The following is a 25,013-nucleotide window of genomic DNA, read 5'->3' on the forward strand; positions in this document are numbered from 1 at the left end:
CACCGCTTCGCGCCCGGCCTTCGGCACGCGGACCACCGGGCCGGCCTACGATGTCGGGCCATGACCGCGCCGCTGCCCCACAGTTCCGCCTTGCGCCCTGGCGACCTCGTGGTGGCGCGCCCCGAGGGCCTCTACTGCCCGCCGGGCGACTTCTACATCGACCCCTGGCGGCCGGTGGCGCGCGCCGTCATCACCCACGCGCATTCCGACCACGCGCGCGCCGGCCACGGCCACTACCTCGCGCACACCGACAGCGCCGGCACGCTGCGCACCCGCCTCGGCAGCGACATCGCGCTGCAGACGCTCGCGTACGGCGAACACATCGAACACCACGGCGTGCGCATCTCGCTGCATCCGGCCGGCCACGTGCTGGGCTCGGCGCAGGTGCGGCTCGAACACGGCGGCCGCGTGTGGGTGGCCTCGGGCGACTACAAGACCGAGCCCGACGGCACCTGCGCGCCCTTCGAGCCCGTGCCCTGCGACACCTTCATCACCGAGTCGACCTTCGGCCTGCCGATCTACCGCTGGCCCACGCAGGCCGCGCTGTTCGCAGAGATCGACGCCTGGTGGCGCGCCAATGCCGAGGCCGGCCGCGCGTCGGTGCTGTTCTGCTACGCCTTCGGCAAGGCGCAGCGCATCCTGCATGGCGTGGACGCCTCCATCGGGCCGATCGTGGTGCATGGCGCCGTGGAGCCGCTCAACGCGGTGTACCGCGCCGCGGGCGTGGCCCTGCCGCAGACCCTGCGCGTGACCGATCCGGGCGTCGATGCCGCGCTGCTCAAGCGGGCGCTGGTGCTGGCGCCGCCCTCGGCCCAGGGAACGCCATGGATGCGCCGCTTCGGCCACCATGCCGACGCCTTCGCGAGCGGCTGGATGCAGCTGCGCGGCACGCGCCGGCGGCGCGGCGTGGACCGCGGCTTCGTGATGTCGGACCACGCCGACTGGCCCGGCCTGCAGCAGGCCATTGCGGGCACGGGGGCCGGGCGCGTGTTCGTCACCCACGGCAGCGTGGCGGTGATGGTGCGCTGGCTCAGCGAGAACGGATTGGACGCGCAGGGCTTCAGGACCGAGTACGGCGACGAGGACGACCAGGAAGCTCCCTCCCCTTCCGGGGGAGGGCAGGGGAGGGGGCAGGCGGCGCTCGATGGGGACGCCGAGAGCCCCCATCCCGACCTTCCCCCGGAAGGGGAAGGAGCGAAGGCATGAAAGCGTTCGCCGCGCTCTACCGCGAGCTCGACGCCAGCACTTCGAGCCTCGCCAAGCAGGCTGCGCTGCAGCGCTACCTGCGCGAGGCCGATCCGGCCGATGCCGCGTGGGCCGTGTACTTCCTGGCTGGCGGCAAGCCGCGCCAGCTCGTGCCCACCAAGCTGCTGCGCCTGCTCGCGCAGGAAGCCGCGGGCCTGCCCGAATGGCTGTTCGACGAGAGCTACGAGGCGGTCGGCGACCTGGCCGAAACCATCGCGCTGCTGCTGCCGCCGCCCACCGAGGCGCACGACCTCGGCCTGGCGCGCTGGGTCGAGGAGCACCTGCTGCCGCTGCGCGAGGCCGGCAAGGCGGCGCCCGACGAACTGCCCGCACGGCTGCGCGCGCAGTGGCGCCAGCTCGCGGCCGAAGAACGGCTGGTGTACTTCAAGCTCATCACCGGCGCCTTCCGCGTGGGCGTGTCGAAGCTGCAGGTCACGCAGGCGCTCGCGGGCGTGGGCGGCATCGATCCCAAGCGCGTGGCGCAGCGCCTCATGGGCTACACCCACATCGGCGGCCGGCCGCGCGCGGAAGACTACCGCGCGCTGATCGCGCCGGAGTCCGGTGCGGAGCAGGTGCAGAAGACCAGTGGGCAGCCGTACCCGTTCTTTCTCGCGCATGCCTTCAACCTGCCGCTCGAACAATTCGATGCCGTGCTCGGCCCGCCGGCCGGCTGGATCGTCGAATGGAAGTGGGACGGCATCCGCGCGCAGCTGGTCAAGCGCGCAGGCGCCGCATGGCTGTGGTCGCGCGGCGAAGAGCTGGTGACCGAGCGCTTCCCCGAGCTGGCCGTGCTGGGCGATGCGTTGCCCGACGGCACGGTGCTCGACGGCGAGATTGCCGTCTGGCGCGGCGACCGCGTGCAGCCCTTCGCGGAGCTGCAGAAGCGCATCGGCCGCAAGACGCTGGGCGCGAAGCTGCTGCGCGAGATTCCGGTGGTGCTGCTGGCCTACGACATCCTCGAATGGGAAGGGCGCGACCTGCGCGCGCTGCCGCAGTCGCAGCGCCGGCTGCTGCTCGACGAGCTCGTCACGCGCATGCAGCATCCCTCGCTGCTGCCGAGCCCGATGCTCACCGGCATCGAGTGGAGCGACTTCGCACGCCAGCGCGAGGCGGCGCGCAGCCTGGGCGTGGAGGGCATGATGCTCAAGCGCCGCGACGCGCAGTACGGCGTGGGCCGCACCAAGGACGTGGGCGTGTGGTGGAAGTGGAAGATCGATCCGCTCAGCATCGACGCCGTGCTCGTCTACGCGCAGCGCGGCCACGGCCGGCGCGCGAGCCTCTACAGCGACTACACCTTCGCCGTCTGGGACGGTCCGCCCGAACAGGAAGGCCGCAAGCTCGTGCCATTTGCCAAGGCCTATTCGGGCCTCACCGACGCCGAGATGGCACGCGTGGACGCGATCATCCGCAAGACCACGGTCGAGAGCTTCGGCCCGGTGAAGAGCGTCAAGCCCACGCTGGTGTTCGAGCTGGGCTTCGAAGGCATTGCGCGCAGCACGCGTCACAAGAGCGGTATCGCGGTGCGCTTTCCGCGCATGCTGCGCTGGCGCGAGGACAAGCCGGTGGTGGAAGCGGACACCCTGCAGACGCTGGCCGCGCTGCTGCCGTCATGACCGAGCGACCGGACCCCGAATTTCTCCCTCCCCTTCCGGGGGAGGGCCGGGGTGGGGGCCAGCGGCGTATCAAGGATCCGCCGCCTCTCGAAGGCCGCGTGCCCCCATCCCAGCCTTCCCCCGGAAGAGGAAGGAGCAGGGCAGCAGCAGTCAAGGCGGCGCTCGACGCCTGGTTTGCAGCGCGCGGCTGGAAGCCTTTCAAGTTCCAGCGCGACGTGTGGAAGGCCGTGGCTGCAGGGCGTTCGGGGCTGCTGCATGCGACCACCGGCGCAGGCAAGACCTACGCCGTGTGGCTCGGCGCGCTGCAGGCGTTCTCGTCCGCAGCGCCGCCTTCCTCGCGCAGCGGAAAGACCACGCCGCCGCCGCTCACCGTGCTGTGGATCACGCCCATGCGCGCGCTCGCGGCCGACACGCTGCGCGCGCTGCAGCAGCCGCTCGAGGCGATGGATGCCCAGGGCATCGACGTGCACCGCTGGAGCGCCGGCGCGCGCAGCGGCGACACCTCGCCGGCCGAGCGCAGCGCGCAGAACGAGCGCCTGCCGACCGTGCTCGTCACCACGCCAGAGAGCCTGTCGCTGCTGCTCGCGCGCGCCGATGCCAGCGAGGTGCTGGGCCGCGTGAGGATGGTGGTGGTCGACGAATGGCACGAGCTGCTCGGCAACAAGCGCGGCGTGCAGGTGCAGCTGGCGCTCGCGCGGCTCAGGCGCTGGAATGCGGGGCTCGCGGTGTGGGGCATGTCGGCCACTCTTGGCAATCTGCAGGAGGCCATGCACGCCCTGCTGGGACGTGAACAGGGCGTGCTGGTGCAGGGCGCAGTGACCAAGAAGTTGATTGTCGATTCGCTGCTGCCCGGCCGCGCCGAGCGCTTTCCGTGGGGCGGCCACCTGGGCCTCACGATGCTGCCGCAGGTGCTCGACGAGATTGCCGCCAGCAGCACCACGCTGGTGTTCACCAACACGCGCTCGCAATCCGAGATCTGGTACCAGGCGATGCTCGAGGCGCGGCCCGAATGGGCCGGCATCATCGCGCTGCACCACGGCTCGCTCGACCGCGCGGTGCGCGAGTGGGTCGAGCTGGGCCTCAAGAACGGCGAGCTCAAGGCCGTGGTCTGCACCTCGAGCCTGGACCTGGGCGTGGACTTCCTGCCGGTCGAACGCGTGCTGCAGATCGGTTCGCCCAAGGGCGTGGCGCGGCTGCTGCAGCGCGCGGGGCGCTCGGGCCATGCGCCGGGCCGGCCCTCGCGCATCACGCTCGTGCCCACCCACAGCATCGAGATGGTCGAAGGCGCCGCGGCGCGCGCGGCCATCGCGGCCGGCCACATCGAGGCGCGCCACACGCCGGTGCAGCCGCTCGACGTGCTGGTGCAGCATCTGGTCACGGTGGCGCTCGGCGGCGGCTTCGTGCCCGACGATCTGTATGCCGAAGTGCGCGGCACCGCCGCCTACGCGGACCTGTCGCGCGAGAGCTGGGCGTGGTGCCTGGCCTTCGTCTCGCAGGGCGGGCCTTCGCTGGCCGCCTACCCCGATTACCGGCGCGCGGTGCCTGATGCAGAGGGCGTCTGGCGCGTGCCGGATGCGCGGCTTGCGCGGCGCCACCGCATGAACATCGGCACCATCGTGAGCGATGCCAGCATGGCGGTGCAGTACATGGGCGGCGCCAGGATCGGCAGCGTCGAGGAGGGCTTTGTCGCGCGCATGAAGCCCGGCGACTGCTTTCTGTTCGGCGGCCGGCTGCTCGAACTCGTGCGCATCCACGACATGACGGCCTGGGTGCGGCGCGCTTCGGGCAAGCGCGCCGCGGTGCCGCGCTGGAACGGCGGGCGCATGCCGCTGTCGACCACGCTGGCCGATGCGGTGGTGCAGCAGCTCGCGCTGGCCGGCGAGGGGCGCTACGGATCGCCCGAGCTGCAATGCGTGCGGCCGCTGCTCGAGATCCAGCAGCAATGGTCGGCCCTGCCCACGCCAGAGACCCTGCTGGCCGAAACGCTCGCCACGCGCGAAGGCTCGCACCTGTTCCTCTATCCCTTCGCGGGGCGGCATGTGCACCTGGGGCTTGCGAGCCTGCTGGCCTGGCGCGTGGCGCAGCACGAGGCGCGCACTTTCTCCATTGCAGTGAACGACTACGGCTTCGAGCTGCTGAGCGCCACGCCGGTCGACTGGCCCGCGCTGCTGCCGCAGGTGCTGCGCCTGCCGCAGGGCGAGGATGCGCATGCCACGCTGCTGCACGAGGTGCTGGCCTCGCTCAACGCAGGCGAACTGGCGCAGCGCCGCTTCCGCGAGATTGCGCGCGTCTCGGGGCTGGTCTTCCAGGGCTATCCGGGAGAGAAGCGCAGCAGCAGGCAGCTGCAGGCCTCCTCGTCGCTGTTCTGGGAGGTGTTCCGCAAGTACGACCCGGCGAACAAGCTGCTGCTGCAGGCCGAGCAGGAACTGCTTGCGCAGGAACTCGAGATCGGGCGCCTGGGTGCCAGCCTCGCGCGCATGGCGGCTCAGCAGCTGGTGCTGAAGCCGCTCGAGCGGCCCACGCCGTTCTCGTTCCCGCTCATGGTCGAGCTGTTCCGCGAGAAGCTGTCGAACGAGAACGTGGCCGACCGCATTGCGCGCATGGTCGAGCAGCTCGAGAAGGCCGCGGGCGGCGTGGTCACGGCCGGGGGCGTGGAGCGCGTGAAGCGCACGCTCGCATTCGGCCAGGAAGGGCCGGGCAAGCCGCCGGCCGCGCCGCGCCGCGAGCGCAGTCGGTCGTCACGGCCCTTGCCGCCCCTGTGAGCCTGCTCAGCCCGCGCCGTGCGCCTTGACCCAGCGCACGATGTCCGCCGCGCCCATGGCGCCGGCCTGGCGCGCCACTTCGCGGCCGCCGCGGAACAGCGCCAGCGTCGGGATGCTGCGGATGTTGAAGCGCGCGCCCAGCGCCGGCACGGCTTCCGTGTCCACCTTGGCCAGCCGCACCTGCGGTTCGAGCTGGGCCGCGGCCTGTTCGTAGCCCGGCGCCATCTGGCGGCAGGGGCCGCACCAGGGCGCCCAGAAGTCCACCAGCACCGGGATTTCATTGCGCGCAATGTGGCGGTCGAAGGTCTTTTCGTCCGGCAGCGCGGTGGAATGGCCGGTGAACAGCGCGCGGTGGCAGCTGCCGCAGTCGGGCGCACTGCCCAGCTGCGCGGCGCGCACGCGGTTGGTCGTGTGGCAGTGCGGGCAGACGATGTGCAGCGAAGGCGTTTCGGTCATGACGAAGAACTGGGGTCCGCGGGGTGAATTGCAAGATGGCCGCCGGCCCGGCCGTCTTTTGCGACACTCGTGGCCCGTGACCGCTTCGAATCTCCCCGCATCGGCGCTCCCCGTCCAGTGGGCCGGCGAACTGTTGCACCTGTTGCCCGAGCACGCCCTCTGGTGGCCCGAGGGCCGCGTGCTGTTCATTGCCGACCTGCACATCGGCAAGGCCGCTACCTACCGCGCGCTCGGCCAGCCGGTGCCGGGCGGCACCACGCAACAGAACCTGGCGCGGCTCGACGCGCTCGTCGCGGCCCATGCGCCGCAGCGCATCGTGTTCCTTGGCGATTTCCTGCATGCGGCGCAGGCGCGCACGCCGCAGGTGCTGGCGGCGCTGGCCGCCTGGCGCGCCGCGCATGCCTCCGTCGGCATGGTGCTGGTGCGGGGCAACCACGACAGCCGCGCGGGCGATCCGCCCGCCGCGCTCGGCATCGAGGTGGTCGACGAGCCCTATCTGCTCGGGCCTTTTGCCTGCTGCCACCATCCGCAGGCGCATGCCACGCACTTCGTGCTCGCGGGGCACCTGCATCCCGTGTGCAGGCTGCACGGCCCGGGACGCGACAGCGTGCGGCTGCCGTGCTTTGCAAGCGATGCGCAGCAGGCCGTGCTGCCGGCCTTCGGCGAGTTCACGGGCGGGTGGCTGATGGAGCGCGCGCCGGGGCGGCGTTTCTATGCGGTGGGCGGCGCGGCCGTGTGGGCGCTGCCGTCATCGGAGTAAGGATTTAGCTCCTTCCCCCTCCGGGGGAAGGCTGGGATGGGGGCAGGCAGAGCGTGCCCAGTGTCGACGCCGCTTGCCCCCTCCCCGGCCCTCCCCCGGAAGGGGAGGGAGAAATTCAAAGAACCACGGGCTCGTCGGGCAGCTCGTTGGTGTCGGGCTCGTTCTCGCCCAACGGAAAATGCGCCACCAGCAAGGCCGACATCTCTTCCAGCGCCTGCGTGAGCCCGTCCTCGAAGCGGCCTTCGCGGAAGGCCGCGCCCATGCGCTGCGCCATTGCGGCCCATTCGGCATCGTCGACGCGCGCGTCGATGCCGCGGTCGGCCACGATCTCGATCGCATGCTCGGCCAGCAGCAGGTAGATCAGCACGCCGTTGTTGTGCTCGGTGTCCCACACGCGCAGCTTGCCGAACAGCGTGACGGCACGCTCGCGCGCCGAAGCATCGCGCCGCAGGTAGGACCATGGCAGGCCCGCCTCCACGCAGATGCGGATCTCGCCGCTGTGGCGGCGCTCACTCGCGGCCACGCGCGCCGCGAGGCGTTCCATGGCGGCATCGGGCAGCACGCGCCGCACATCGGCTTCATCCATCCACTGGTGGCGCCAGATGCGGGCCAGCTTCGAGAAAAGCGTTGCCGTTGCCATGCCTACCAGTCCCCCGAGGCGCCGCCGCCCCCGAAATCGCCGCCGCCGCCGGAGCTGAAGCCACCGCCGCCGCCGCTGCTGCCGCCGCTGCTCCAGCCGCCGCCACCGCCGCCGCCCCAACCACCGAAGCCGCCACCACCACCGCCGCGGCGTCCCGGGCTCGTCGCAGCCACGGCCGAGAACAGCGACACCATCAGCGCCGCCAGGCCCGCCAGCACCGCGATGACGATGCTGGTCGTGATGAGGAAGGCAATCACGCCGATGCCGCCGCCCATGACCACCGAGCCCAGCTTCTTGCCGACGATCGAGCGCACGATCGGCGCCGCGATGAAGACGCCCACGAACAGGAAGATCGCGAGGTTCTCCCAGTCGATGCCTTCGCTGGAATCCTTGCCGCCGTCGCCACTGGAAGGCGCGGGCAGCGCCTCGCCGTCGACCAGCCCGATGAGCCGGGCCACGGCCGCGTTCAGCCCGCCCGCGAAGTCGTTGTTGCGAAAGCGTGGCTTCATCTCCTCGTCGATGATGCGGATGGCCGCCAGGTCGGGCACTGCGCCCTCGAGCGCCTTGGCCACTTCGATGCGCATCTTGCGGTCGTTCTTGGCCACGATCACCAGGATGCCGTCGCCGACCTCCTTGCGCCCGATCTTCCAGGCGTTGCCCACGCGGTTGGCATAGCTCGCAATGTCTTCGGGCTCGGTGGTGGGCACCATCAGCACCACCATCTGCGAGCCCTTGCGCTGTTCGAATGCGGCCAGCTTGGCTTCGAGATCGGCGCGCTCGGAGTCGGCCAGCGTCTGCGTCTGGTCGATCACCCGCGCCGTGAGCGCCGGCACCGGCAGCAGGCCCTGTGCCCATGCCGCCGCCGCAAGACCGCCCCATGCGGCCGCAGCCAGCAGGACGGTGGCCAGTGCGCGGCGGAAGAGGGCAAGAGCCATCAGGCGGGCGTCTTACTTTTTAGGTGCACTGAAATCGACCGTGGGCGGCGTCGAGATCTGCGCTTCGTTCTGCACCGAGAAGTTGGGCTTGGGCTGGTAGCTGAAGATCTTGGCCGTGATGTTGGTCGGGAAGCTGCGCGCCAGCACGTTGTACTCCTGCACCGTCTGGATGTAGCGGTTGCGCGCCACGGTGATGCGGTTCTCGGTGCCTTCGAGCGTCACGCGCAGGTCGCGGAAGGCCTGGTTGGCCTTCAGCTCCGGATAGCGTTCCGCCACCACCATGAGCCGCGAGAGCGCCGATGAAAGCTCGCCCTGCGCCTGCTGGAACTTGTTGAACGCCTCGGGGTTGTTGAGCGTCTCGGGCGAGACCTGGATCGAGGTGGCCTTGGCGCGCGCCTCGATCACCTTGGTGAGCGTGTCCTGCTCGAAGCTGGCCTCGCCTTTCACGGTGGCCACGATGTTGGGCACCAGGTCGGCGCGCCGCTGGTACTGGTTGAGCACCTCGCTCCAGGCCGACTTGCTGGCCTCGTCGAGCGACTGGAACTGGTTGTAGCCGCAGCCGCTCAGCGACAGCGCCGCCGCAAGAATCAGGAGCCAGCGTTTCATCATCGTCATTTGCATTACCTCCGCAGAAGGAAGCCGAAGTTAGCATAGAAGGCTCCATGGCCCTCGATCCTCTCCATGCGCTGCAAGGCGCGAACCGCGCAGCATTGCCCGCTGCGGCGGCAGGCGCCGGCACGCTGCTGATGGCCGGCGCGACCGGCGCCTTGGGCCAGGAGCTGCTGCGCCGCCTGGCGGGCAGCCACCGCTTCGCCCATGCGCGCGTGCTGGCGCGCGAGCCCATCCGCGACGGGCTGCGCGGCGTTGAAACCTACCTCGCCCCCGGCCTGCCGATCGCGCAATGGCCGCTGGCATCGGCCGACAGCGCGGTCATCGCCTTCGACCCGCCGCGGCTCTACCACGACCGCGAACGCGCGCTCTGGGTGCCGCAGCCTTCGGACCTGCCCGAGCTCGCGCGCTGGCTGCGCGCCTGCGGCGTGCAAACGCTGGCCATCGTGCAGCCGCACGACCAGGGCAGGCTGCCCGAGGCACTCAAGCGCGGCCTTGCGAGCCTCGACGAGCAGGCCGTGGTCGCCAACGGCTTCGACCGCGTGATCCTCGTGCGCTCGGCGCGCAAGCCGCTCAACGCAAAGTTCGCCAACCCCGCCGAAAGGCTCGCGGCGTGGATGCTCTCCATCGTGCGCTTCATGGTGCCGACGAGCGAGCAGCCGGTGCGCGCGTCGAAGGTGGCCGAGCTGGTCGACCTGGCGCTGCGCATCGCGCCGCCGGGTGTGCACGTGGCGGCGCCGGAGCTGGTGTGGGAGGCTGCGCAGGGCGACATGCAGGCCGTGGCGCGCCGCTGGCTCCAGCCCTAGCCGAAACGCAGCGAGCGCAGCCCCACGGTGCGGTCGACCCAGACGACGGCCACCAGCGTGACCACGATGCTCACCGTCGACACGGCCGCAGCCGTCGGGTCGAAGTCCCAGCGCAGGTAGTCGAACAGCTGCAGCGGCAGTGTCGTCATGCCGATGCCCTTGAGCAGCAGGGACATGTTGAACAGGTCGAACGAGATCACGAACGCGAACAGCGCGCCCGTGATGATGCCCGGCTTGATCAGCGGCAGCGTCACGCGCACGAAGGCCCGCCACGGCGAAGCGCCGAGGCTGCGCGCGGCCTGCTCCAGCGAGCCGTCCTGGTTGTAGAGCGACGACGCGACGTTGGTGAACACATAGGGCAGCGTGACCAGTACGTGGCCCACCAGCAGCCCGAACATCGTGCGCGTGCCGACGCCGCTCGCGTACAGGAAGAACAGCAGCGCGATCGCCGTGAGGATCTCGGGCAGCATGAGCGGCAGCATCAACAGCATGCGCAGGCCCTCGCGCAGCCGCGTGGCATGGCGCACCACGTAGAGCGCGCCAGCCACGCCGATCACGGTCGAGCACACGGTCGCGATTGCCGCCACCTGCAGCGAGGTGCCGATGGCGCGCATGAAGGCCTCGTTGGCGAACAGCGCGCCGAACCAGCGCAGCGAGATGCCCTGCGGCGGAAAGGTCAGGAACTCGCCTGCGTTGAGCGACATCAGCACGATCACCGCGATCGGCAGCAGCAGGAACACGTAGACCGCGCCGACGTACGCCAGGCCCATGGCATCGGCCACGCGTGTGGCCAGGGGCTTGCGCTTCGTTCTCATTGCAGGCCCTTCATGAAGTGCCCGGTGAGGCGAGCATAGACCCACACCGCCACCATGCCGCAGGCCGAGAGCACCAGCGCCTGCGCTGCACCGGTGGGCCATTGGAAGTTGTCGATCAGGTTCTGCACCACGAGCACTGACATCGTCTTGACCTGCGCGCCGCCCAGCATCACCGGCGTCACGTAGGCGCTCAGCGTGAGCACGAACACCAGGACCGTGCCCGCCTGGATGCCGGGCCACGACATCGGAAGAACGAGCCGCCAGAACACCTTGAACCGGGAGGCGCCGAGCGAGCGCGCGGCCTGCTCCAGCGTCGGGTCGATGCTCTGGATCACACCCACCAGCGGCAGGATCATGAACGGCAGGAACACATGCACCAGCGCGACTGTCACGCCCAGGCGGTTGTTCATGAGCTGCAGCCCGGTCTCGACCAGCCCGAGATCGATCAGCACGCGGTTGATCACGCCGTTGCCCGACAGCAGGATCAGCCAGCCGAAGCTGCGTACCACCACGCCCACCAGGAGCGGCGACAGCACCAGCACATACAGCAGGCTGCCCCAGCGCGAACGCGTGCGCGCCAGGTGGTAGGCCACGGGGTAGCCCAGCAGCAGGCAGATGGGCACGGTCGTCGCGCCGAGCACAAGCGTGTCGGCCAGCACGCCGAGGATGTAGCCGTCGCCGAGCGCATGGGCGTAGTTGCCGAGCGTGAAGCCCGCGCCATAGGGTGCCCCCACGGCCGTGGGCCGCAGGCTCATGGCGATGATGTTCAGGTAGGGCAGCACCAGGAACACGCCGATCAGCACCAGCGCCGGTGCGATCAGCCAGAACGCGCCGCGTCCCGGGCGCGCCTTGCGCCGGGCGCTGCTGCGCGGCGGCGCTTCGGCTGTCATCACGGCGCTCATTGGCGCACCCTTGGCGCTGCGCTCATGGCGCGGCCGCGATGATCCAGGCGTGGCCCGGGTCGAAGGCAAAGGCCGCCTGGGCGCCGGCGTCCATGCGCCGGCCCGGCGACGTCTGCACCAGCAGGCCCTGGCCACCGGCGCACTGCACCGTGTGCTCGACCGTGCTGCCGAGGAAGTAGGCCGACTGCACGCGCCCGGCGTAAGGCCCGTCGTTGCGGAAGCGGATCGCCTCGGGGCGGATCGTCACGTGCACCGGCTGCCCTGTCGCAAGGGGCTGGTCGTGGCTTGCCGGCACGCTGCCGAGTGCGGTGCTCACGCGGTAGGTGGGATATGGACCGGGTTCGTCGGTCAGGCCTTCGACGCTGCCTTCGATGAGGTTCGAGCGGCCGATGAAGCGCGCCACTTCCACGCTGCGCGGGCGCATGTAGATCGCCTCGGGAACGTCGAACTGCAGCAGTTTGCCGCCGAGCATCACGGCCACGCGGTCGGACATCACCATGGCTTCCGACTGGTCGTGCGTCACGTAGAGCGTGGTGATGCCCACGCGCTTCTGCAGCTCGCGGATGAACACGCGCATGTCCTCGCGCAGCACCGCGTCGAGGTTCGCGAGCGGTTCGTCGAGCAGCAGCAGGCGCGGCTCGATCACCAGCGCGCGCGCCAGCGCCACGCGTTGCTGCTGGCCGCCCGAGAGCTGGCGCGGATAACGCTCGGCCAAGGCGGTGAGCTGCACCATCGCGAGCACGTCGTCGATGCGGCGCTTGCACTCGGCCTTGCCGATGCCGCGCATCTCCAGGCCGAACGCCAGGTTGCGCCACACCGTCAGGTGCGGAAACAGCGCGTAGTTCTGGAACACCATGCCGATGTCGCGTTTCTCGGGCGGCAGGTCGGTGATGTCCTCGTCGTTCAGGCGCACGCGGCCTTCGTCGGGAAACTCGAACCCGGCCACGCAGCGCAGGGTGGTCGTCTTGCCGCAGCCGCTCGGGCCCAGCAGCGAGATGAATTCGCCTTCCTCGGTCTTGAGGTCGAGGTGCGAGATGGCCGGCGCGGGTGCGTTGTCGAAGTGCTTGCGCAGGCCGTCGAGCGACACCCGCGTGGTGCGGCGGCCCGTGGCGGCGCGTGCGGAGGCGGTTTCGCTCACTTCATCTCCCGGTTCCAGCGGTCGGTGATGGCCGCGACCTGCGGGTTCACCTTGGCCCAGTCGAACTGGAAGATCGACTTCATGCGGTCCCCGCTCACCGGCACGTCCTTGGCAAGGTCGGGCGAAAGCTTCGACCGGGTGTTGGTCGGCGAGGTGAAGAACTCCTTGGCCATCATTTCCTGCACGTCGGGGCGCAGGATGAAGTCGAGGTACTTGTAAGCCTCTTCCTTGGCCGGCGCATTCTTCAGCACGTTGAACGACTGTTCGAAGGCCAGCACGCCCTCGGTGGGCACCACCATCTCCACGGGCACGCCCTTTTTCTGCAGGGCCACGATCTCGGGGAAGTCGATCACCGCCACCGTCACGTCGCCGCGCGTGAGCATGGTCGACAGGGTGCCGCTCCAGTCGGCCTGCGTGAACGGCAGGAGCTTCTTGATCTCGGTGAAGGCGCGGTCGATCGCGTCCTGCGAGCCGCCGTAGAGCTTGGCCGTCATCAGCAGGAACAGCATCGCGGCCGTGTTGCCGATCTGGTAGAGGCCGATCTTGCCCTTGAACTCGGGGTTGCTCCACAGGTCCGACCACGCCTTGGGCGGTGTCTTCACCAGGTCCTTGCGGTAGCCGATGCCGATGGTCGAGACAATGCCGCGCACCCCGTTGTCCTCGGCATTGCGCAGGATCGGGTACACGCTTGCGAGGTTGGGCACCTTGGCCGCGGGAATGGGCTCGAAGTAGCCTTCGGCACGCACCAGGCTTGCGATGTTCTCGTTGACCATCAGGATGCTGTAGGGCGGCTTCGCAACGCCGGCTGCGCGCAGGTTGGCCACGAAGTTCTTGCCCAGGCCAACGTCGAGCGTGGTTTCCACGCCGGCCGATTTCATGAACGTGGGCATCAGGTCGGAGCGCCAGAATTTTTCCCAGCGTCCGCCGTAGGTGTTGACGACGAGGTTCTGCGCGGCGAACGACATGCCCGGCATCGCGAGTGCGGACATGCCGGCTGCGGCGGCCATGGCTTGCAGGCAGTCGCGGCGGGAGAAGGCTTTCATGGTTGCGTCCTGGGAAGAGAAGAAAAGAAGAAGAGGCCGTTCAGGTGTTCGCCGGCTTGCGGTAGGCGTAGTTCTTGTCGAGCCTCTCGAGCAGGTACTCGCCGTAGGACACCGGCTCGTAGCGGGGCGGATGCTGCGCGTCGGTGCAGGTCGGCAGGCATTCGATCAGCGCGTCCATGCCGGGGTCGAGAAAGTAGGGCAGCGAATAGCGGTCGCCCCCCGAGCGGTTGATGACGCGGTGCGGCGTGGACACGAAGCGGTCGTTGGTCCAGCGCGCGAGCATGTCGCCGACGTTGAGCACATAGGTGTCCGGAATCGGCGGCGCCTCGATCCAGTCGCCGCCGCGCGGTCGCACCTGCAGGCCCCCGGAGTCGTCCTGCGCGAGCAGCGTGATGATCCCGTAGTCGGTGTGGGGCGCCGAGCCCATCTGGTCGTCTTCGACCGGCGGCTGCGGGGGATAGTGCAACGCGCGCAGGAAGGTGGTGGGGTGGTCGAAGTGGTGGTCGAGCGCGGTGGCCTCCAGGCCCAGGCTCATCGCGATCAGGCGCACGATGTAGCGGCCGAGTGCGTCGACCTCGCTCACGTACTGCGTCATGGCGGGTTTGAAGCCCGGCAGCCATCCGGGCCACTGGTTCGGCCCCTGCATCGGCAGGCCGGCGAGAAGGCCTGCGTCGTCCGGCGGCAGTTCGTGCATGAGCATCAGCGATTCGCTCATGTTGGGCCTGGTGACCCTGGCCACCGACGAGGTCACGATGGTCGAGGTGGCCATGCCCATGTAGCCGCGATGGAAGGCATTGATCGCGAGGGAGCGCTTTTGCTCGAGGGTGGAGGCGTGGAACTCGCGCGAGGCCGCAAAGGCCGCGTCGCGCGTGGCGCGCTGTACGGTGTGTCCCGAGATGTAGGCAAAGCCGATGGTGCTCAGCGCTTCGTGAAGCTGCAGGGCCGCCTTCCTGGCAGAGGGAACGCCCGGGTCGAGGTTGCCGCCAAGGTCGACGAGGGGAATGGAGTTCAGCATCGGTGTCAGCGAATCGGGTTGACGGAAGAACGGAGGCCGCCGCGCCATCGGCCCAGCAGCTCGTGCGAGTCCATGACCAGCCCCAGGTGCAGCGACACCATCGCAAGCGCCGCGCCTTCCAGATGCGCATCGGTGCCGCGCACCAGGTCGCGCAATACGATCACGCGGTAGTTGCGGTTGCTGGCGTCGAAGGCGGTGTTGAGCACGCAGCAGTCGGTGAAGCCGCCGTTGAGCACCACCGTCTCGATGCGCTGGTTGCGCAGCAGGAAGTCGAGATCGGTCGGGTAGAAGGCCGAGAGGCGCCGCTTGCTGTCCACGCGCATGTCGCCGGGCGCAACGCGCGTGACCCACTCGGTCCACTTCGAGCCTTCGATGGCGTGCGCGTCGGCATTCGGTATTGCGCCCACGTGCAGCGGAAAGGTGCGCCGCCATGCGGACGGAATGCCGTGGACGTCGTCCACGCCGCCGGGCCGCAGCACCGACCTGATGTGCACGATGCGCACGCCCAGCGCGCGCACCGCGTCATGGAAGGTGTCGATGGGCGCCACCACGTCGCGCGCCCGCGGGGCGGGGCAGGGGCAGTCGGGGCTGTCGTCCAGGTGGCCCCGGTGCATGTCGATGGACACGACCGCGGTGGTGGCCGGGTCCAGGTAGTCGGCGAACTGCGCCGCGTCGAGCTCGCGCTCCTCGTTGTAGACCCAGGCCTTCATCGGCGTTCTTCCCGCACATAGGGTTGGCCCAGCGCACCGGGTTCTTCGTCGGCGCCGCGCCGCGAGAGCGCGACCCACACCATCACCCCGAGCGTCACCGCATAGGGCGTCATCATCACGAAGTACTGCGGCAGCTGCACGCCGGCCGCCGCGAGCTGCGGGATCAGCGCCTCGATGCAGCCGAACAGCAGTGCGCCCGCGAGCGCCTTCCACGGCGACCAGCGCGCGAAGATCACCAGCCCCACCGCGATCCAGCCGCGCCCGCCGGTCATGCCCGCGATCCACAGCTTGGTGCTGACCACCGAGATGTATGCGCCCGCCAGTCCCACCAGCGCCGAGCCCGCGAGCACCGCGGCCAGCCGCCACATGGCAACGCGGATGCCGGCCGCATCGGCCGCCTGCGGGTTCTCGCCCACCGCGCGCAACCGCAGCCCGGCCGAGGTGCGCGAGAAGAACCACGCCACGGCAAGGAAGATCGGCAGCGTGAGCCAGACCATCGCGTTCTGCTCGAACAGCCGGCCGGCGCCGGGCAGGAGCGACAGCGGCCACAGCGCCATCGCGCCGATGCCCTCGGTGGCATGGTTGGTCCATTCGGCCAGCGAGCCGACCAGTGCCGTGAGGCCCTGGCAGAAGAACACCAGCGCGAGCCCCGCGATCACCTGGTTCACGCGCAGCCAGATCACCATCACCGCGAACAGCAGCGACACCGCACTGGCCGCGAGCATCGCCAGCACCAGCGACACGGCCGGCTGCCCCATGGCAAGCTGCGCGCCGATGCCCGCGAGCGCTCCGACCAACATCAGCCCTTCGGCGCCGAGCGACAGCACGCCCGCGCGCTCGCTGATGATCAGGCCCAGCGCCGCGAGCGCATAGGGCACCGCGAAATCGGGCGTGCTCGCGAGCCAGTTCAGCACGATGCCGCCGCTCATTGCACAGCCTCCGCACCCACGCGCCGCAGCCGATGGCGAATGAAGAAATCGCTGGCCGCCACGCACACCACGATGATGGCCTGGATCAGCTGCACCATCGAGAACGGCACCTGGTAGAACACCTGCAGGCTGCGGCCGGTGACGAACAGCGCCGCCACCAGCAGCGCCACCACGGTGGCCGCGAGCGGGTTGTTGCGCGCAAGAAAGGCAATCAGGATGCCCGAGAAGCCGTAGCCCTGGTAGAAGGCCTGCGTGAGCCGCCCTTCCTGCCCGGCGGCCACCGCAAGGCCCGCGAGCCCGGCCATCGCGCCCGACAGCAGCACGGCGCCGTAGATGGTGCGGCGCACCGGCACCCCATTGGCATGCGCCACGCGCGGATTGGCATCGACGAAGCGCAGGTACAGCCCGGCGCGGCTCAGGCCCACCAGCCACCAGGCGAAGAGCGCCACCACGGCCGCGAGCACGATGGCGCTGCTCACGCCGGCGCCCAGTTCGGGCAGCCGCTCGAAGGCGCGGAACTGCGGCGAATAGGGAAAGTTGTCCTTCGGGTCCTTCCAGCTGCCATAGACCAGGTGCAGCAGGAAGTTGGCCGCCATGTAGTTGAGCATCAGCGTGGAAATGATCTCGTTCACGCCGAGCCTGATCTTCAGCCACGCCGGCCCCAGCACCCAGAGCAGCCCGCAGCCGATGGCGGCCGCGAACATCAGCGGCAGGCGCAGCGGCTCGGGGCCGATCTGCCACATCGAGACGGCCGTCGCGCCGATGGCACCCCAGATCATCTGGCCCTCGAGCCCCAGGTTCCAGAAGCGCGCGCGAAACGCCAGCGAGCCGGCCATGCCCACGAGGACCATGGGTGCGGCCTGGAACAGCACGGCGCGCAAGTTCTGGCCGTCGAAGAAGGTCTGCATCACGAACTCGTTGGCGAGCTCGTTGGCGGGAACGCCGGCCGCCACCAGGATGGCGGCGGAAATCGCAAGGCCGACGAGGAGCGCCGCCGCAAGGATCAGCGCCTGCCGCCGCCATCCCATGTGCTGGCGGATTTCCAGCGCATAGCGTCGGCGCGCCAGCGGCTGGCGCCGCGCCCGGAGCGCGGCCTCCGGATCGGTCTGCGCCGGCTGCGCGATGGCCGCGAGCGTGGCGTCAACCATGGTCCACCATCGCCTGTCCGATGGCCTGCCGGTCGGCCGGCTGCGCGAATTCGCCGGCAATGCGCCCGCGCGTCATCACGCCCACGCGGTCGGCCAGCTGCAGCACCTCGTCGAGGTCTTCGCTGATCAGCAGCACCGCGGCGCCGCTGTCGCGTGCGGCGCGCAGCCGCGCATGCACCTCGGCGCTCGCGCGCACGTCGAGCCCGCGGCTCGGGCTGTGCGCGAGCACCAGCGAGGGGGCCTTGCCGAACTCGCGCGCGAGCACCAGCTTCTGCGCGTTGCCGCCGGACAGCAGCGCGGCCTTCTGCGCCACCGAGCGCACCCCCAGCACATCGAAGGCGCGAACCGCTTCCTGCGTATCGTCCTGGATGCGGCGCCGCCGCAGATGCCAGGCGGGGCCGTAGCGGCCCGTGTGCACGCGGCCGATCGCGTAGTTCTCGGCCACCGAAAGGCTGCCGGCCAGCGCGAGGCCGTAGCGGTCGGCCGGGATCGTGGCAATGCCCACGTTGCGGCGCTCGGGTGCGGGCATGGCCTTGAGGTCGCCGTGGCCGCTCAGATGGATCTCGCCTTCGAGCGGCCCGCCGGCATCCGGCAGGCCCATGATGGCGCCGGCCAGCTCGCCCTGCCCGTTGCCGCCGACACCGGCCAGGCCGTAGATTTCGCCCGCATGCAGTTCGAGGTCGACGCCGTCGAGCACGCGGCGGCCCTCGGGCGATGCGGCCGAGCGCAGGCCGCGCACCGTGAGCCGCACCGGGCCGCGCGGCGACTTCGCGGGCTCGAAGCCCTGCGTGGCAACCGATTCGCCCACCGTGAGCTTCACGAGCTCGGCCACCGAGGTGGCGCCGGGCTCCAGCGTGGCCACCGTGCGGCCGCCGCGCATCACCGTCACGCGGTCGGCATAGGTCTTCACGTCGGCCATCTTGTGCGTGACCAGCACCACGGCAGAGCCGCCGCGCGCGAGGCCCCGCACCGTCTGCAGGAGGCGTGCGGCTTCCTGGTCGGTCAGCACCGCGGTCGGCTCGTCGAGGATCAGGATGCGCGCGCCCGCCAGCAGCACCTTGAGGATCTCGACGCGCTGCTGTTCCGCGATCGACAACGCATCGATGCGCTTCGACGGATCGATCTCGAAGCCCAGCTCCGAGGCCTTGTTGCGGATGTCGCGCGAAATCTCGCGCAGGCGCTCCCCGTGGCTCTGGAACTCGGCCGGCGCGGGCGCCGTGAGCAAAATGTTCTGCGCCACCGTGAACGGCCGCACCAGCTTGAAATGTTGGTGGACCATGCCGATGCGGTGCCTGGCCGCATCGCGCGGTCCGGCAAAGTGCACCAGGTTGTCGTCGACCAGCAGCTGGCCCGCCTCCGGCGCATAGAGCCCGGCCGCGATGTTCATGAGCGAGGACTTGCCCGCGCCGTTCTCGCCCAGCAGCGCATGCACTTCGCCCCAGCGCGCTTCGAAGTGCGCGTCGGTCAGCGCCGCAAAGCCGTCGAAGGACTTGCGGATGCCGGTGAGCTGGAGCGCGTTGGGCATCGGGCGGCCTGCTTACTTCTGCGTGACCACGCCCTTGACGAACCAGTCCATCTTCCAGAGGTCGGCATCCGACAGCACCGCGCCCTTGGCCACGCGCTCCTTGCCGTCGCGGTCGGCGAGCGGGCCGGCGTAGACCTGCTTGCCCTTCATGATTGCGTCGCGCTCGGCCGTGATCTGCGCGGCCTTGTCCTTGGGCACCGCGGGGCCGAAGCCCGCGATGTCGGTGCCGCCGTCCTTCATCTCGATGAAGGCGCCGTACTGGCCGGGCTTCCAGTTGCCGGCCATGATCTTCTTGAGCTCGGGCGTCAGGAAGCGGTCCCACACCCATACCGACGAGCACAGCGTGGCCTTGGGCGCGAACTGGCGCAGGTCGCGGTGGTGCCCGGTGCCGTACACGCCGCGCTCCTGCGCCACGATCTGCGGCGTGGGCGAGTCGACGTGCTGGCCGATCACGTCGGCGCCCTGGTCGATCAGCGCGGCCGCGGCGGCGCGTTCCTTCACCGGGTCGTTCCAGGCGCCGGTGTAGATCACGTTGACCGTGGCGTTGGGGTTCATCTTCTGCGCACCCAGCGCGAAGGCATTGATGGTCCAGTTCACCACGCCGAAGGGGTTGGCCGCCACGAAGCCGAGCTTTCCGCTTTTGGAGGCTGCGCCCGCGGCCATGCCGCAGAGATACTGGCTCTCGTAGGTGCGGCCGTAGAACGATTCGAGATTGCTGCCGTTGGTGGTGCCCGAGCCGTTGAGAAAAGCCACGTCGGGGTACTTGGCGGCCAGGTCCTTGAAGCTGTCGGAGTAGCCGAAGGCGGTGCCGATCACGATGTTGGCGCCGCGCTGGATGAACTTCTCGGCCGCGGGCTTGATGGCCGACGCGTCCTCGGGCACGTTCTCGACGAACTGGATCTTCTGGCCGATCTCCTTCTCGATCTTCACGCGCGCTTCGTCAAAGGCCTGCGTCCAGCCGCCGTCGTTTTTCGGGCCGAAGTAGAGCATGGCGATCTTCGGCTTGTCCTTGAGCGTGAGGCCGTCGGCCGCCGCGGCGGGCAGCGCGAACAACGCGCCGCCGGCCGCGAGCGCCGATGCAAGGCCAAGGGCGAAGCCGTGGGTGGGAGTGCGCAGCAGCATGGAGCAACCTTTCGTGGGGAGCGTGTCGAGAGGGAAGGAAGAAGGGAAGGCGCGCCGCGCGCGTCACATCATGAAGTTGATGCGGAACACATTGCCCTCGGGGTCGAGCAGCACCGACTGGTACCAGTTGTAGTAGGTGACGTAGGGCGGCTTCACCAGCGTGGCGCCGGCCTCAAGCGCGACGGGCACCATGCGGTCCACGTCGTCCTTGCTGTCGACGTCGATGTTCAGCAGGAACTTCACGCCACGTGTGTCGGAAAATTCGGCCAGGTGCAGCAGCTCGTAGGCCTCGAGCGCGTTGAAGCCGAGGCTCGACTTGCCGGTGTCGAGCCCGCGGAAGATCGGCGAGCGGATCGCCTCGATCTCGGGGAAGCCGAACACGCGCTGGTAGAAGCCGCTGAGCGCGACCACGTCCTTTGCGAAGACGTTGACGTAGGAGAGATGGGGCATGTCAAGTGCTCATTGCGCGTTCGTGGTGGTTCTGGCGTTCTTGCTCGGGGCGTGTGCACAGATCACCGGGTACTCCCCTCCGCGAATGTCCCCCGGCCTTCGGCCTCCTCCTTGATTTCGCTGCGGGGAGCACCCGATGCTCTGTGCACCTGGACACGCTGCTGTTGCATCGCCGATCAACGACTGCTCTGACCAACGATCACGTCGATGGGGTGCCTTGCGCAGCGAAATCAAGGGGGAGGCCGCAGGCCGGAGGACATTCGCTTCGCCGCGTACCCCGTCGGCGAGATCGCGCCCTGAACGGCAGTGGCCCAAACCACGCACCAAACACACACGCCGACGAACAGAAAAGCAGGACTTCATCTAGACCGCCACCTTGGTCCCACCAAAGGTCGTCTGCTTCACGAACTTCGACGTGAGATGGTCGCCCGAAGAAATGGGTGCGTACTTCGGCTGCTCGCCCGGCGCGAGGCAACTCGGCAGGCACTCGACCATCGCGTCGTAGTTGGGCTGGTGAAAGAACACGAGCGACTGGCGGCGGTTGGTGCTGGCCACCTCGAACGGCGGGTTGACCACGCGGTGCAGCGTCGACACCCACTGGTCGTTGGTCCACTGCATCATCAGGTCGGCAATGTTGACCACCAGGCCGCCTTCCACCTGCGGCACGTCGACCCACTGGCCTGCCTTGTTGAACACCTGCAGGCCCTTGTCGTCGGGCAGCACGATGGTGAGGCTGCCGTAGTCGCTGTGCGCGCCCGCGCGCAGCTGGCCCGGCAGCGGCGCTTCGCGCTGCGGCGGATAGCTCAGCACGCGGAACATGCTGATGTGCCTGTCGATCTTGTCGTCGAAGAAGGTCTCGGGCAGCGCAAGGCCGAGCGCGAAGATGCGCATCAGCGAGCGCGAGAGATCGCTCATGGCCTCGAAGTAGCTTTCATAAGCTTCGCGGAAACCGTCGATCGGCGGCCAGCTGTTGGGCTCGAAGTGCGGGCCGGCGGCAGGGCCGCGGTGGTAGTCGTCGTCCGGCACGTTGGAGGGGCCGATGGAAAACGATTCCTTCAGGTCGCCGGGCGCGGCCTCTTCCAGGCTGTAGGAAAGCCCTTCCTCGCCGACCGCGCTGTAGCCGCGCACCGCGTCTTCGCGCGGCCGGTCGACCTTGCGCTTCTCGGCCAGCGGCATGTCGAAGAACTGGCGCGAGAGCCGCGACACGCGCGCGATCAGCTCGGCCGGAATGCCATGGTTGGTGATGACCAGGAAGCCGATGCTGCGGCAGGCCTCGTCGACCTTGGCCGCAACCTGCGCCTTGCCTTCGGCCGTGCCGGCGAAGTAGGGCGCGAGATCGATGATGGGTACGGACAGCAGGGTGCTCATGTGTCGGTCCTCGTGCTTGGCATGCCTTTCGCCATGCAACGTCTGTGCCAGTTGGACCAAATGGACAAAACGCGTTGGCCGCGTCAGCATGGTGCGTGCCGGCCGTGCCTTGAGGCCGCGCTGGCGCAACGCGATGCACCGCGGCCTTACAGTGGTGCGCGTTGGAAGAAGAGTCCGCAAGTAATCGACGAAGCGAGGGAAGATGCCGAAGACCAAGGCGCTGGCCGCAGCCAGCAGCACCAAGAAGAAGATCCCGGTGAAGGGCCCGGCGCGCGAGCGCGCGAAGCCCGCCGTGCGCAGCGCGTCCGCGGTGAGCCGCAGGCTGCGCCAGATCGAGGACAAGCGCAGCGCCATCCTGGGCGCCGCGCTGGGCCTGTTCTCGCGCTTCGGATTGCATGGCACGTCGATCGACCAGGTGGCGGCGCGCGCCGATGTGTCGAAGAGCAACCTGCTCTACTACTTTGCCAACAAGGAAGAGCTGTACGTCAACGTGCTGCGCGACCTGCTCGCGCTGTGGCTCGAGCCGCTGCGAGGCTTCAGCGCCGAGCAGGATCCGGGCGAAGCCATCGGCGGCTACATCCGCCGCAAGCTCGTGGTCTCGCGCGACCGGCCCGATGCATCGCGCCTGTTCTGCCTCGAAATGATCCAGGGCGCGCCGCTCTTGCGCGACGAGCTCGACCGCGAACTGCGCACGCTGGTGGAGCGCAAGTCGGAGGTCATCCGTTCATGGATCGCCGCCGGCAAGCTCGCGCCGGTCGATCCGCACCACCTGATCTTCGCGCTCTGGGCCATCACGCAGCACTACGCCGATTTCGGCGTGCAGGTGCAGGCGCTGACGGGGCATACGCTCGAAGACCCGGCCTTCTTCGAGCAGACGGTGGAGAACGTGCAGCGCATCGTGCTGCAGGGCATCACGCCGCGTTAGGGAGTTGCTCCCTCCCCTTCCGGGGGAGGGCAGGGGTGGGGGCAAGCGGCGTACCTGTTGGGCGCTCTGCAAGCCCCCATCCCAACCTTCCCCCAGAGGGGAAGGAGCCATGCAAACGCCCCGGGACGGTCAGTGCTGCGGCGGCACCGCGATCTCGTGATAGCGCCGATCGAAATAGATCAGGCTCTGCGCCTTGCCGCCGATGGCAATCGCCAGCGCCTCGCAGAACAGCACGTCGTGCGTGCCCGCGCTCGTAGCCTGCACCACGCGGCAGTCGAACGAGGCCGCAGCATCTTCGAGCACCGGCGAGCCCGTGGCCTTGCGGCTCCAGCGGCCCGCGGCAAAGCGCTCGTCCATCGGCGTCTTGCCGCCGAACAGGCCCGAGAGCGCCTGGTGTCCTGCCGCGAGCACGTTCACGCAGAGCACGCCGTTGGCAGTGAACGCGGGGTACACCGAGGCCGAGCGGTTCAGGCACACCAGCAGCATCGGTGGCTCGTCGGTCACGCTGCACACGGCCGAGGCCGTGAAGCCGGCGCGGCCCGCGGGGCCGTCGGTGGTGATGATGTTGACCGCCGCGCCCAGCCGCGCCATGGCGTTGCGGTAGTCGGCCTTGGGCAGCGCGGCAGGCGCGCCGCTCGGCATGACGTGGTGGGGTGCCATTGCGTTCAGCAGCATGAGGAGGAATTCCTGTGACGGGATTCAGGCGAGGAGGCAGGCTTCGTCGAAGCCCAGCCGCGGCAGGCGGCCGAACACCTTGGCCGGATCGCCATGGCCGAGGTTGATCAGGAAGTTGACGCTCCAGTCGGTGCCCTCGAAAAACGCGGCGTCGACCTTCGCCTTGTCGAAGCCCGACATCGGTCCGGCATCGAGTCCCACCGCGCGCGCGGCCAGCAGCAGGTAGGCCGCCTGTAGGCTGGCGTTGCGAAAGGCGGTTTCGTGCGCGGCCTCGGGGCTGCCGGTGAACCAGCTGCGCGCGTCGGCATGCGGGAACAGCATGGGCAGCTTGTCGTAGAACTTGCGGTCCCATGCCGCAATCACCGTGACGGGCGCGGCCATGGTCTTGTCGAGGTTGCCCTTGGAAAGCGCCGGCGCGAGCCGCTGCTTGCCTTCGGGCGTGCGAACGAACACGAAGCGCGCGGGCGAGCAGTTGGCCGAGGTCGGGCCCATGCAGGCCAGCGCGTAGATCTGCCGGATCTGCGCGTCGGTCACGGGCTCGGCGGTCCAGCCGTTGTGGCTGCGCGCCTCGGTAAAAAGAAGCGCCAGTGCGGCGTCGTCGAGAGCAGGTTTCATCATGGTCATGCGGGAACACCGGGTGCGCTGACCCGGGCGAGAAAGTCGATCAGGCTGCGGTTGAAGGCGTCGGCCTCGGTCACGCTGTGCGCGTGGCCGCCGTGCGGCATGAAGTGGAGCGTCACGTCCTTGAGGCCATCGGCCAGGCGCTGCGAGCAGGTCCATGGCACCAGGGCGTCGTCCATGGCGGCGGCCACCAGCGAGGGCATGGTGATGTCGCCAAGGCGCGCGTCGACGTCGAAGGCCCGCAGCGCGCCGATGCGTGCGCGCATGTTGGCTTCGCCCGGGAAATGCGCGAACGCATGGTCGACCTCGTCGGCCACGCGCTGCGCATGTTCCGCGCACCAGGCCGCGGGGTACAGGAAGATCGGCTGCGCCTCCACGTACGCGCGCGGGCCGCAGGCATCGAGCAGCGCGAGCCGCGCATCGAAGCAGCGCGCCGAGTGCGGATTGGGCTTCGACCACGCATTGACCAGCACCAGGCTCGCCACGCGCGAGGGCTCGTCGAGCGCCAGCTGCAGGCCCACGAGCCCGCCCAGTGCATGGCCCACCAGGTGGCAGCGCGGCGTCGAGGTGGCGTCGAGGATCTGCACCACGTCGCGCGCCATGTCGGCAATGGCGTAGCCCGCGTCCAGCGCCGCGGGGCTGCGGCCCGTGCCGCGCTGGTCGTACGCAATCACGCGATGGCCCGCTTCGAGCAGCGCGCCAAGCTGCGGCTGCCAGAAGGCGGCCGAACCGCCAAGGCCCGACGACAGCAGCACCGCCTCGCCATCGGCCGGCCCGTGCACTTCATAGTGCAGCGGCATG

Annotated in this window: 25 protein-coding genes; 6 read left to right on the top strand and 19 right to left on the bottom strand. The window is 69.3% G+C overall.

Annotation, left to right across the window (positions count from 1 at the left end; all coding sequences use genetic code 11):
• Positions 1-60 precede the first annotated feature (60 nt).
• The 3 genes from FB547_RS03540 to FB547_RS03550 are packed head-to-tail and all read left to right on the top strand — an operon-like array spanning position 61 to position 5,620.
• Positions 61-1,206, top strand: coding sequence for a ligase-associated DNA damage response exonuclease (locus FB547_RS03540; RefSeq protein WP_145739668.1), 1,146 nt, complete (start codon positions 61-63; stop codon positions 1,204-1,206).
• Positions 1,203-2,858 carry an ATP-dependent DNA ligase gene (locus tag FB547_RS03545; protein WP_145739670.1) on the top strand — a complete coding sequence of 552 codons (1,656 nt, stop codon included), beginning with the start codon at positions 1,203-1,205 and terminating at the stop codon, positions 2,856-2,858. Before FB547_RS03540 ends, FB547_RS03545 begins: the two co-directional genes overlap by 4 nt.
• Positions 2,855-5,620, top strand: a complete 2,766-nt coding sequence (locus FB547_RS03550) for a ligase-associated DNA damage response DEXH box helicase (RefSeq protein ID WP_145739672.1) — start codon at positions 2,855-2,857, stop codon at positions 5,618-5,620. Before FB547_RS03545 ends, FB547_RS03550 begins: the two co-directional genes overlap by 4 nt.
• A gap of 6 nt (positions 5,621-5,626) precedes the next feature.
• Here FB547_RS03550 and trxC read toward each other — a convergent pair whose 3' ends face one another.
• Positions 5,627-6,076 (bottom strand): thioredoxin TrxC, encoded by a 450-nt coding sequence (gene trxC, locus FB547_RS03555; protein WP_145739674.1) that lies wholly within the window; start codon positions 6,074-6,076, stop codon positions 5,627-5,629.
• 76 nt (positions 6,077-6,152) lie between these two features.
• On the opposite strand from trxC, the gene pdeM reads away from it, so the two are divergent.
• On the top strand, positions 6,153-6,836 hold the full coding sequence (gene pdeM / locus FB547_RS03560) for a ligase-associated DNA damage response endonuclease PdeM (protein ID WP_145739676.1): 684 nt from the start codon (positions 6,153-6,155) through the stop codon (positions 6,834-6,836).
• Positions 6,837-6,951: 115 nt separating this feature from the next.
• Here the strand turns inward: pdeM and FB547_RS03565 are convergent, their stop codons facing one another.
• Genes FB547_RS03565 through FB547_RS03575 form a run of 3 tightly spaced genes read right to left on the bottom strand, consistent with a single transcriptional unit; the run spans position 6,952 to position 9,017 of the window.
• Positions 6,952-7,476: a TPM domain-containing protein gene (locus FB547_RS03565; protein ID WP_145739678.1), complete on the bottom strand. Its 525-nt coding sequence runs from the start codon at positions 7,474-7,476 to the stop codon at positions 6,952-6,954.
• A gap of 2 nt (positions 7,477-7,478) precedes the next feature.
• Entirely contained in the window at positions 7,479-8,411 is a 933-nt protein-coding gene (locus tag FB547_RS03570; protein WP_145739680.1) for a TPM domain-containing protein, read from the bottom strand.
• Positions 8,412-8,423: 12 nt separating this feature from the next.
• On the bottom strand, positions 8,424-9,017 hold the full coding sequence (locus tag FB547_RS03575) for a LemA family protein (protein WP_145740549.1): 594 nt from the start codon (positions 9,015-9,017) through the stop codon (positions 8,424-8,426).
• A 56-nt stretch (positions 9,018-9,073) separates the two neighbouring features.
• Between FB547_RS03575 and FB547_RS03580 the strand changes: the two genes are divergently transcribed.
• Positions 9,074-9,826 (top strand): hypothetical protein, encoded by a 753-nt coding sequence (locus FB547_RS03580; RefSeq protein WP_145739681.1) that lies wholly within the window; start codon positions 9,074-9,076, stop codon positions 9,824-9,826.
• On the opposite strand, the gene FB547_RS03585 is transcribed toward FB547_RS03580, so the two are convergent.
• The 12 genes from FB547_RS03585 to FB547_RS03640 all read right to left on the bottom strand — a co-directional run bounded on the left by FB547_RS03585 (position 9,823) and on the right by FB547_RS03640 (position 21,991).
• Positions 9,823-10,641, bottom strand: a complete 819-nt coding sequence (locus FB547_RS03585) for an ABC transporter permease (protein WP_209501049.1) — start codon at positions 10,639-10,641, stop codon at positions 9,823-9,825. The genes FB547_RS03580 and FB547_RS03585 overlap by 4 nt on opposite strands.
• Positions 10,638-11,531 carry an ABC transporter permease gene (locus tag FB547_RS03590; protein WP_145739683.1) on the bottom strand — a complete coding sequence of 298 codons (894 nt, stop codon included), beginning with the start codon at positions 11,529-11,531 and terminating at the stop codon, positions 10,638-10,640. The genes FB547_RS03585 and FB547_RS03590 overlap by 4 nt, the downstream gene beginning before the upstream one ends.
• Positions 11,532-11,565: 34 nt before the next feature.
• Positions 11,566-12,681, bottom strand: coding sequence for an ABC transporter ATP-binding protein (locus FB547_RS03595; RefSeq protein ID WP_145739685.1), 1,116 nt, complete (start codon positions 12,679-12,681; stop codon positions 11,566-11,568).
• Positions 12,678-13,724 (bottom strand): ABC transporter substrate-binding protein, encoded by a 1,047-nt coding sequence (locus tag FB547_RS03600; RefSeq protein WP_225613309.1) that lies wholly within the window; start codon positions 13,722-13,724, stop codon positions 12,678-12,680. Before FB547_RS03600 ends, FB547_RS03595 begins: the two co-directional genes overlap by 4 nt.
• A gap of 40 nt (positions 13,725-13,764) precedes the next feature.
• Positions 13,765-14,739: an isopenicillin N synthase family dioxygenase gene (locus FB547_RS03605; protein WP_145739687.1), complete on the bottom strand. Its 975-nt coding sequence runs from the start codon at positions 14,737-14,739 to the stop codon at positions 13,765-13,767.
• A gap of 5 nt (positions 14,740-14,744) precedes the next feature.
• Positions 14,745-15,449, bottom strand: a complete 705-nt coding sequence (locus FB547_RS03610; RefSeq protein ID WP_145739689.1) for a cysteine hydrolase family protein — start codon at positions 15,447-15,449, stop codon at positions 14,745-14,747.
• On the bottom strand, positions 15,446-16,378 hold the full coding sequence (locus FB547_RS03615) for an ABC transporter permease (RefSeq protein ID WP_145739691.1): 933 nt from the start codon (positions 16,376-16,378) through the stop codon (positions 15,446-15,448). The genes FB547_RS03610 and FB547_RS03615 overlap by 4 nt, the downstream gene beginning before the upstream one ends.
• A complete protein-coding gene (locus FB547_RS03620; RefSeq protein WP_145739693.1) occupies positions 16,375-17,526 on the bottom strand; it encodes an ABC transporter permease in 1,152 nt (383 codons plus the stop codon). Before FB547_RS03620 ends, FB547_RS03615 begins: the two co-directional genes overlap by 4 nt.
• A complete protein-coding gene (locus FB547_RS03625; RefSeq protein WP_145739695.1) occupies positions 17,519-19,051 on the bottom strand; it encodes an ABC transporter ATP-binding protein in 1,533 nt (510 codons plus the stop codon). Before FB547_RS03625 ends, FB547_RS03620 begins: the two co-directional genes overlap by 8 nt.
• Before the next feature lie 12 nt (positions 19,052-19,063).
• On the bottom strand, positions 19,064-20,173 hold the full coding sequence (locus FB547_RS03630) for a BMP family ABC transporter substrate-binding protein (protein WP_145739697.1): 1,110 nt from the start codon (positions 20,171-20,173) through the stop codon (positions 19,064-19,066).
• A 63-nt stretch (positions 20,174-20,236) separates the two neighbouring features.
• On the bottom strand, positions 20,237-20,623 hold the full coding sequence (locus tag FB547_RS03635; RefSeq protein WP_145739699.1) for a VOC family protein: 387 nt from the start codon (positions 20,621-20,623) through the stop codon (positions 20,237-20,239).
• Between the two features lie 363 nt (positions 20,624-20,986).
• Positions 20,987-21,991, bottom strand: coding sequence for an isopenicillin N synthase family dioxygenase (locus FB547_RS03640; RefSeq protein ID WP_145739701.1), 1,005 nt, complete (start codon positions 21,989-21,991; stop codon positions 20,987-20,989).
• A gap of 202 nt (positions 21,992-22,193) precedes the next feature.
• Between FB547_RS03640 and rutR the strand changes: the two genes are divergently transcribed.
• Positions 22,194-22,916 (top strand): HTH-type transcriptional regulator RutR, encoded by a 723-nt coding sequence (gene rutR, locus FB547_RS03645; RefSeq protein WP_145739703.1) that lies wholly within the window; start codon positions 22,194-22,196, stop codon positions 22,914-22,916.
• A gap of 129 nt (positions 22,917-23,045) precedes the next feature.
• On the opposite strand, the gene rutF is transcribed toward rutR, so the two are convergent.
• The 3 genes from rutF to rutD are packed head-to-tail and all read right to left on the bottom strand — an operon-like array spanning position 23,046 to position 25,012.
• On the bottom strand, positions 23,046-23,591 hold the full coding sequence (gene rutF, locus FB547_RS03650) for an NADH-dependent FMN reductase RutF (protein ID WP_145739705.1): 546 nt from the start codon (positions 23,589-23,591) through the stop codon (positions 23,046-23,048).
• Between the two features lie 24 nt (positions 23,592-23,615).
• Positions 23,616-24,215 (bottom strand): malonic semialdehyde reductase, encoded by a 600-nt coding sequence (locus FB547_RS03655; RefSeq protein ID WP_145739707.1) that lies wholly within the window; start codon positions 24,213-24,215, stop codon positions 23,616-23,618.
• Complete coding sequence (gene rutD / locus FB547_RS03660; protein ID WP_145739709.1) at positions 24,212-25,012, bottom strand: pyrimidine utilization protein D; 801 nt, start codon at positions 25,010-25,012, stop codon at positions 24,212-24,214. Before rutD ends, FB547_RS03655 begins: the two co-directional genes overlap by 4 nt.
• Position 25,013 lies beyond the last annotated feature (1 nt).

The organism is Variovorax beijingensis, from assembly GCF_007828835.1.
Taxonomy (GTDB): domain Bacteria; phylum Pseudomonadota; class Gammaproteobacteria; order Burkholderiales; family Burkholderiaceae_C; genus Variovorax; species Variovorax beijingensis_A.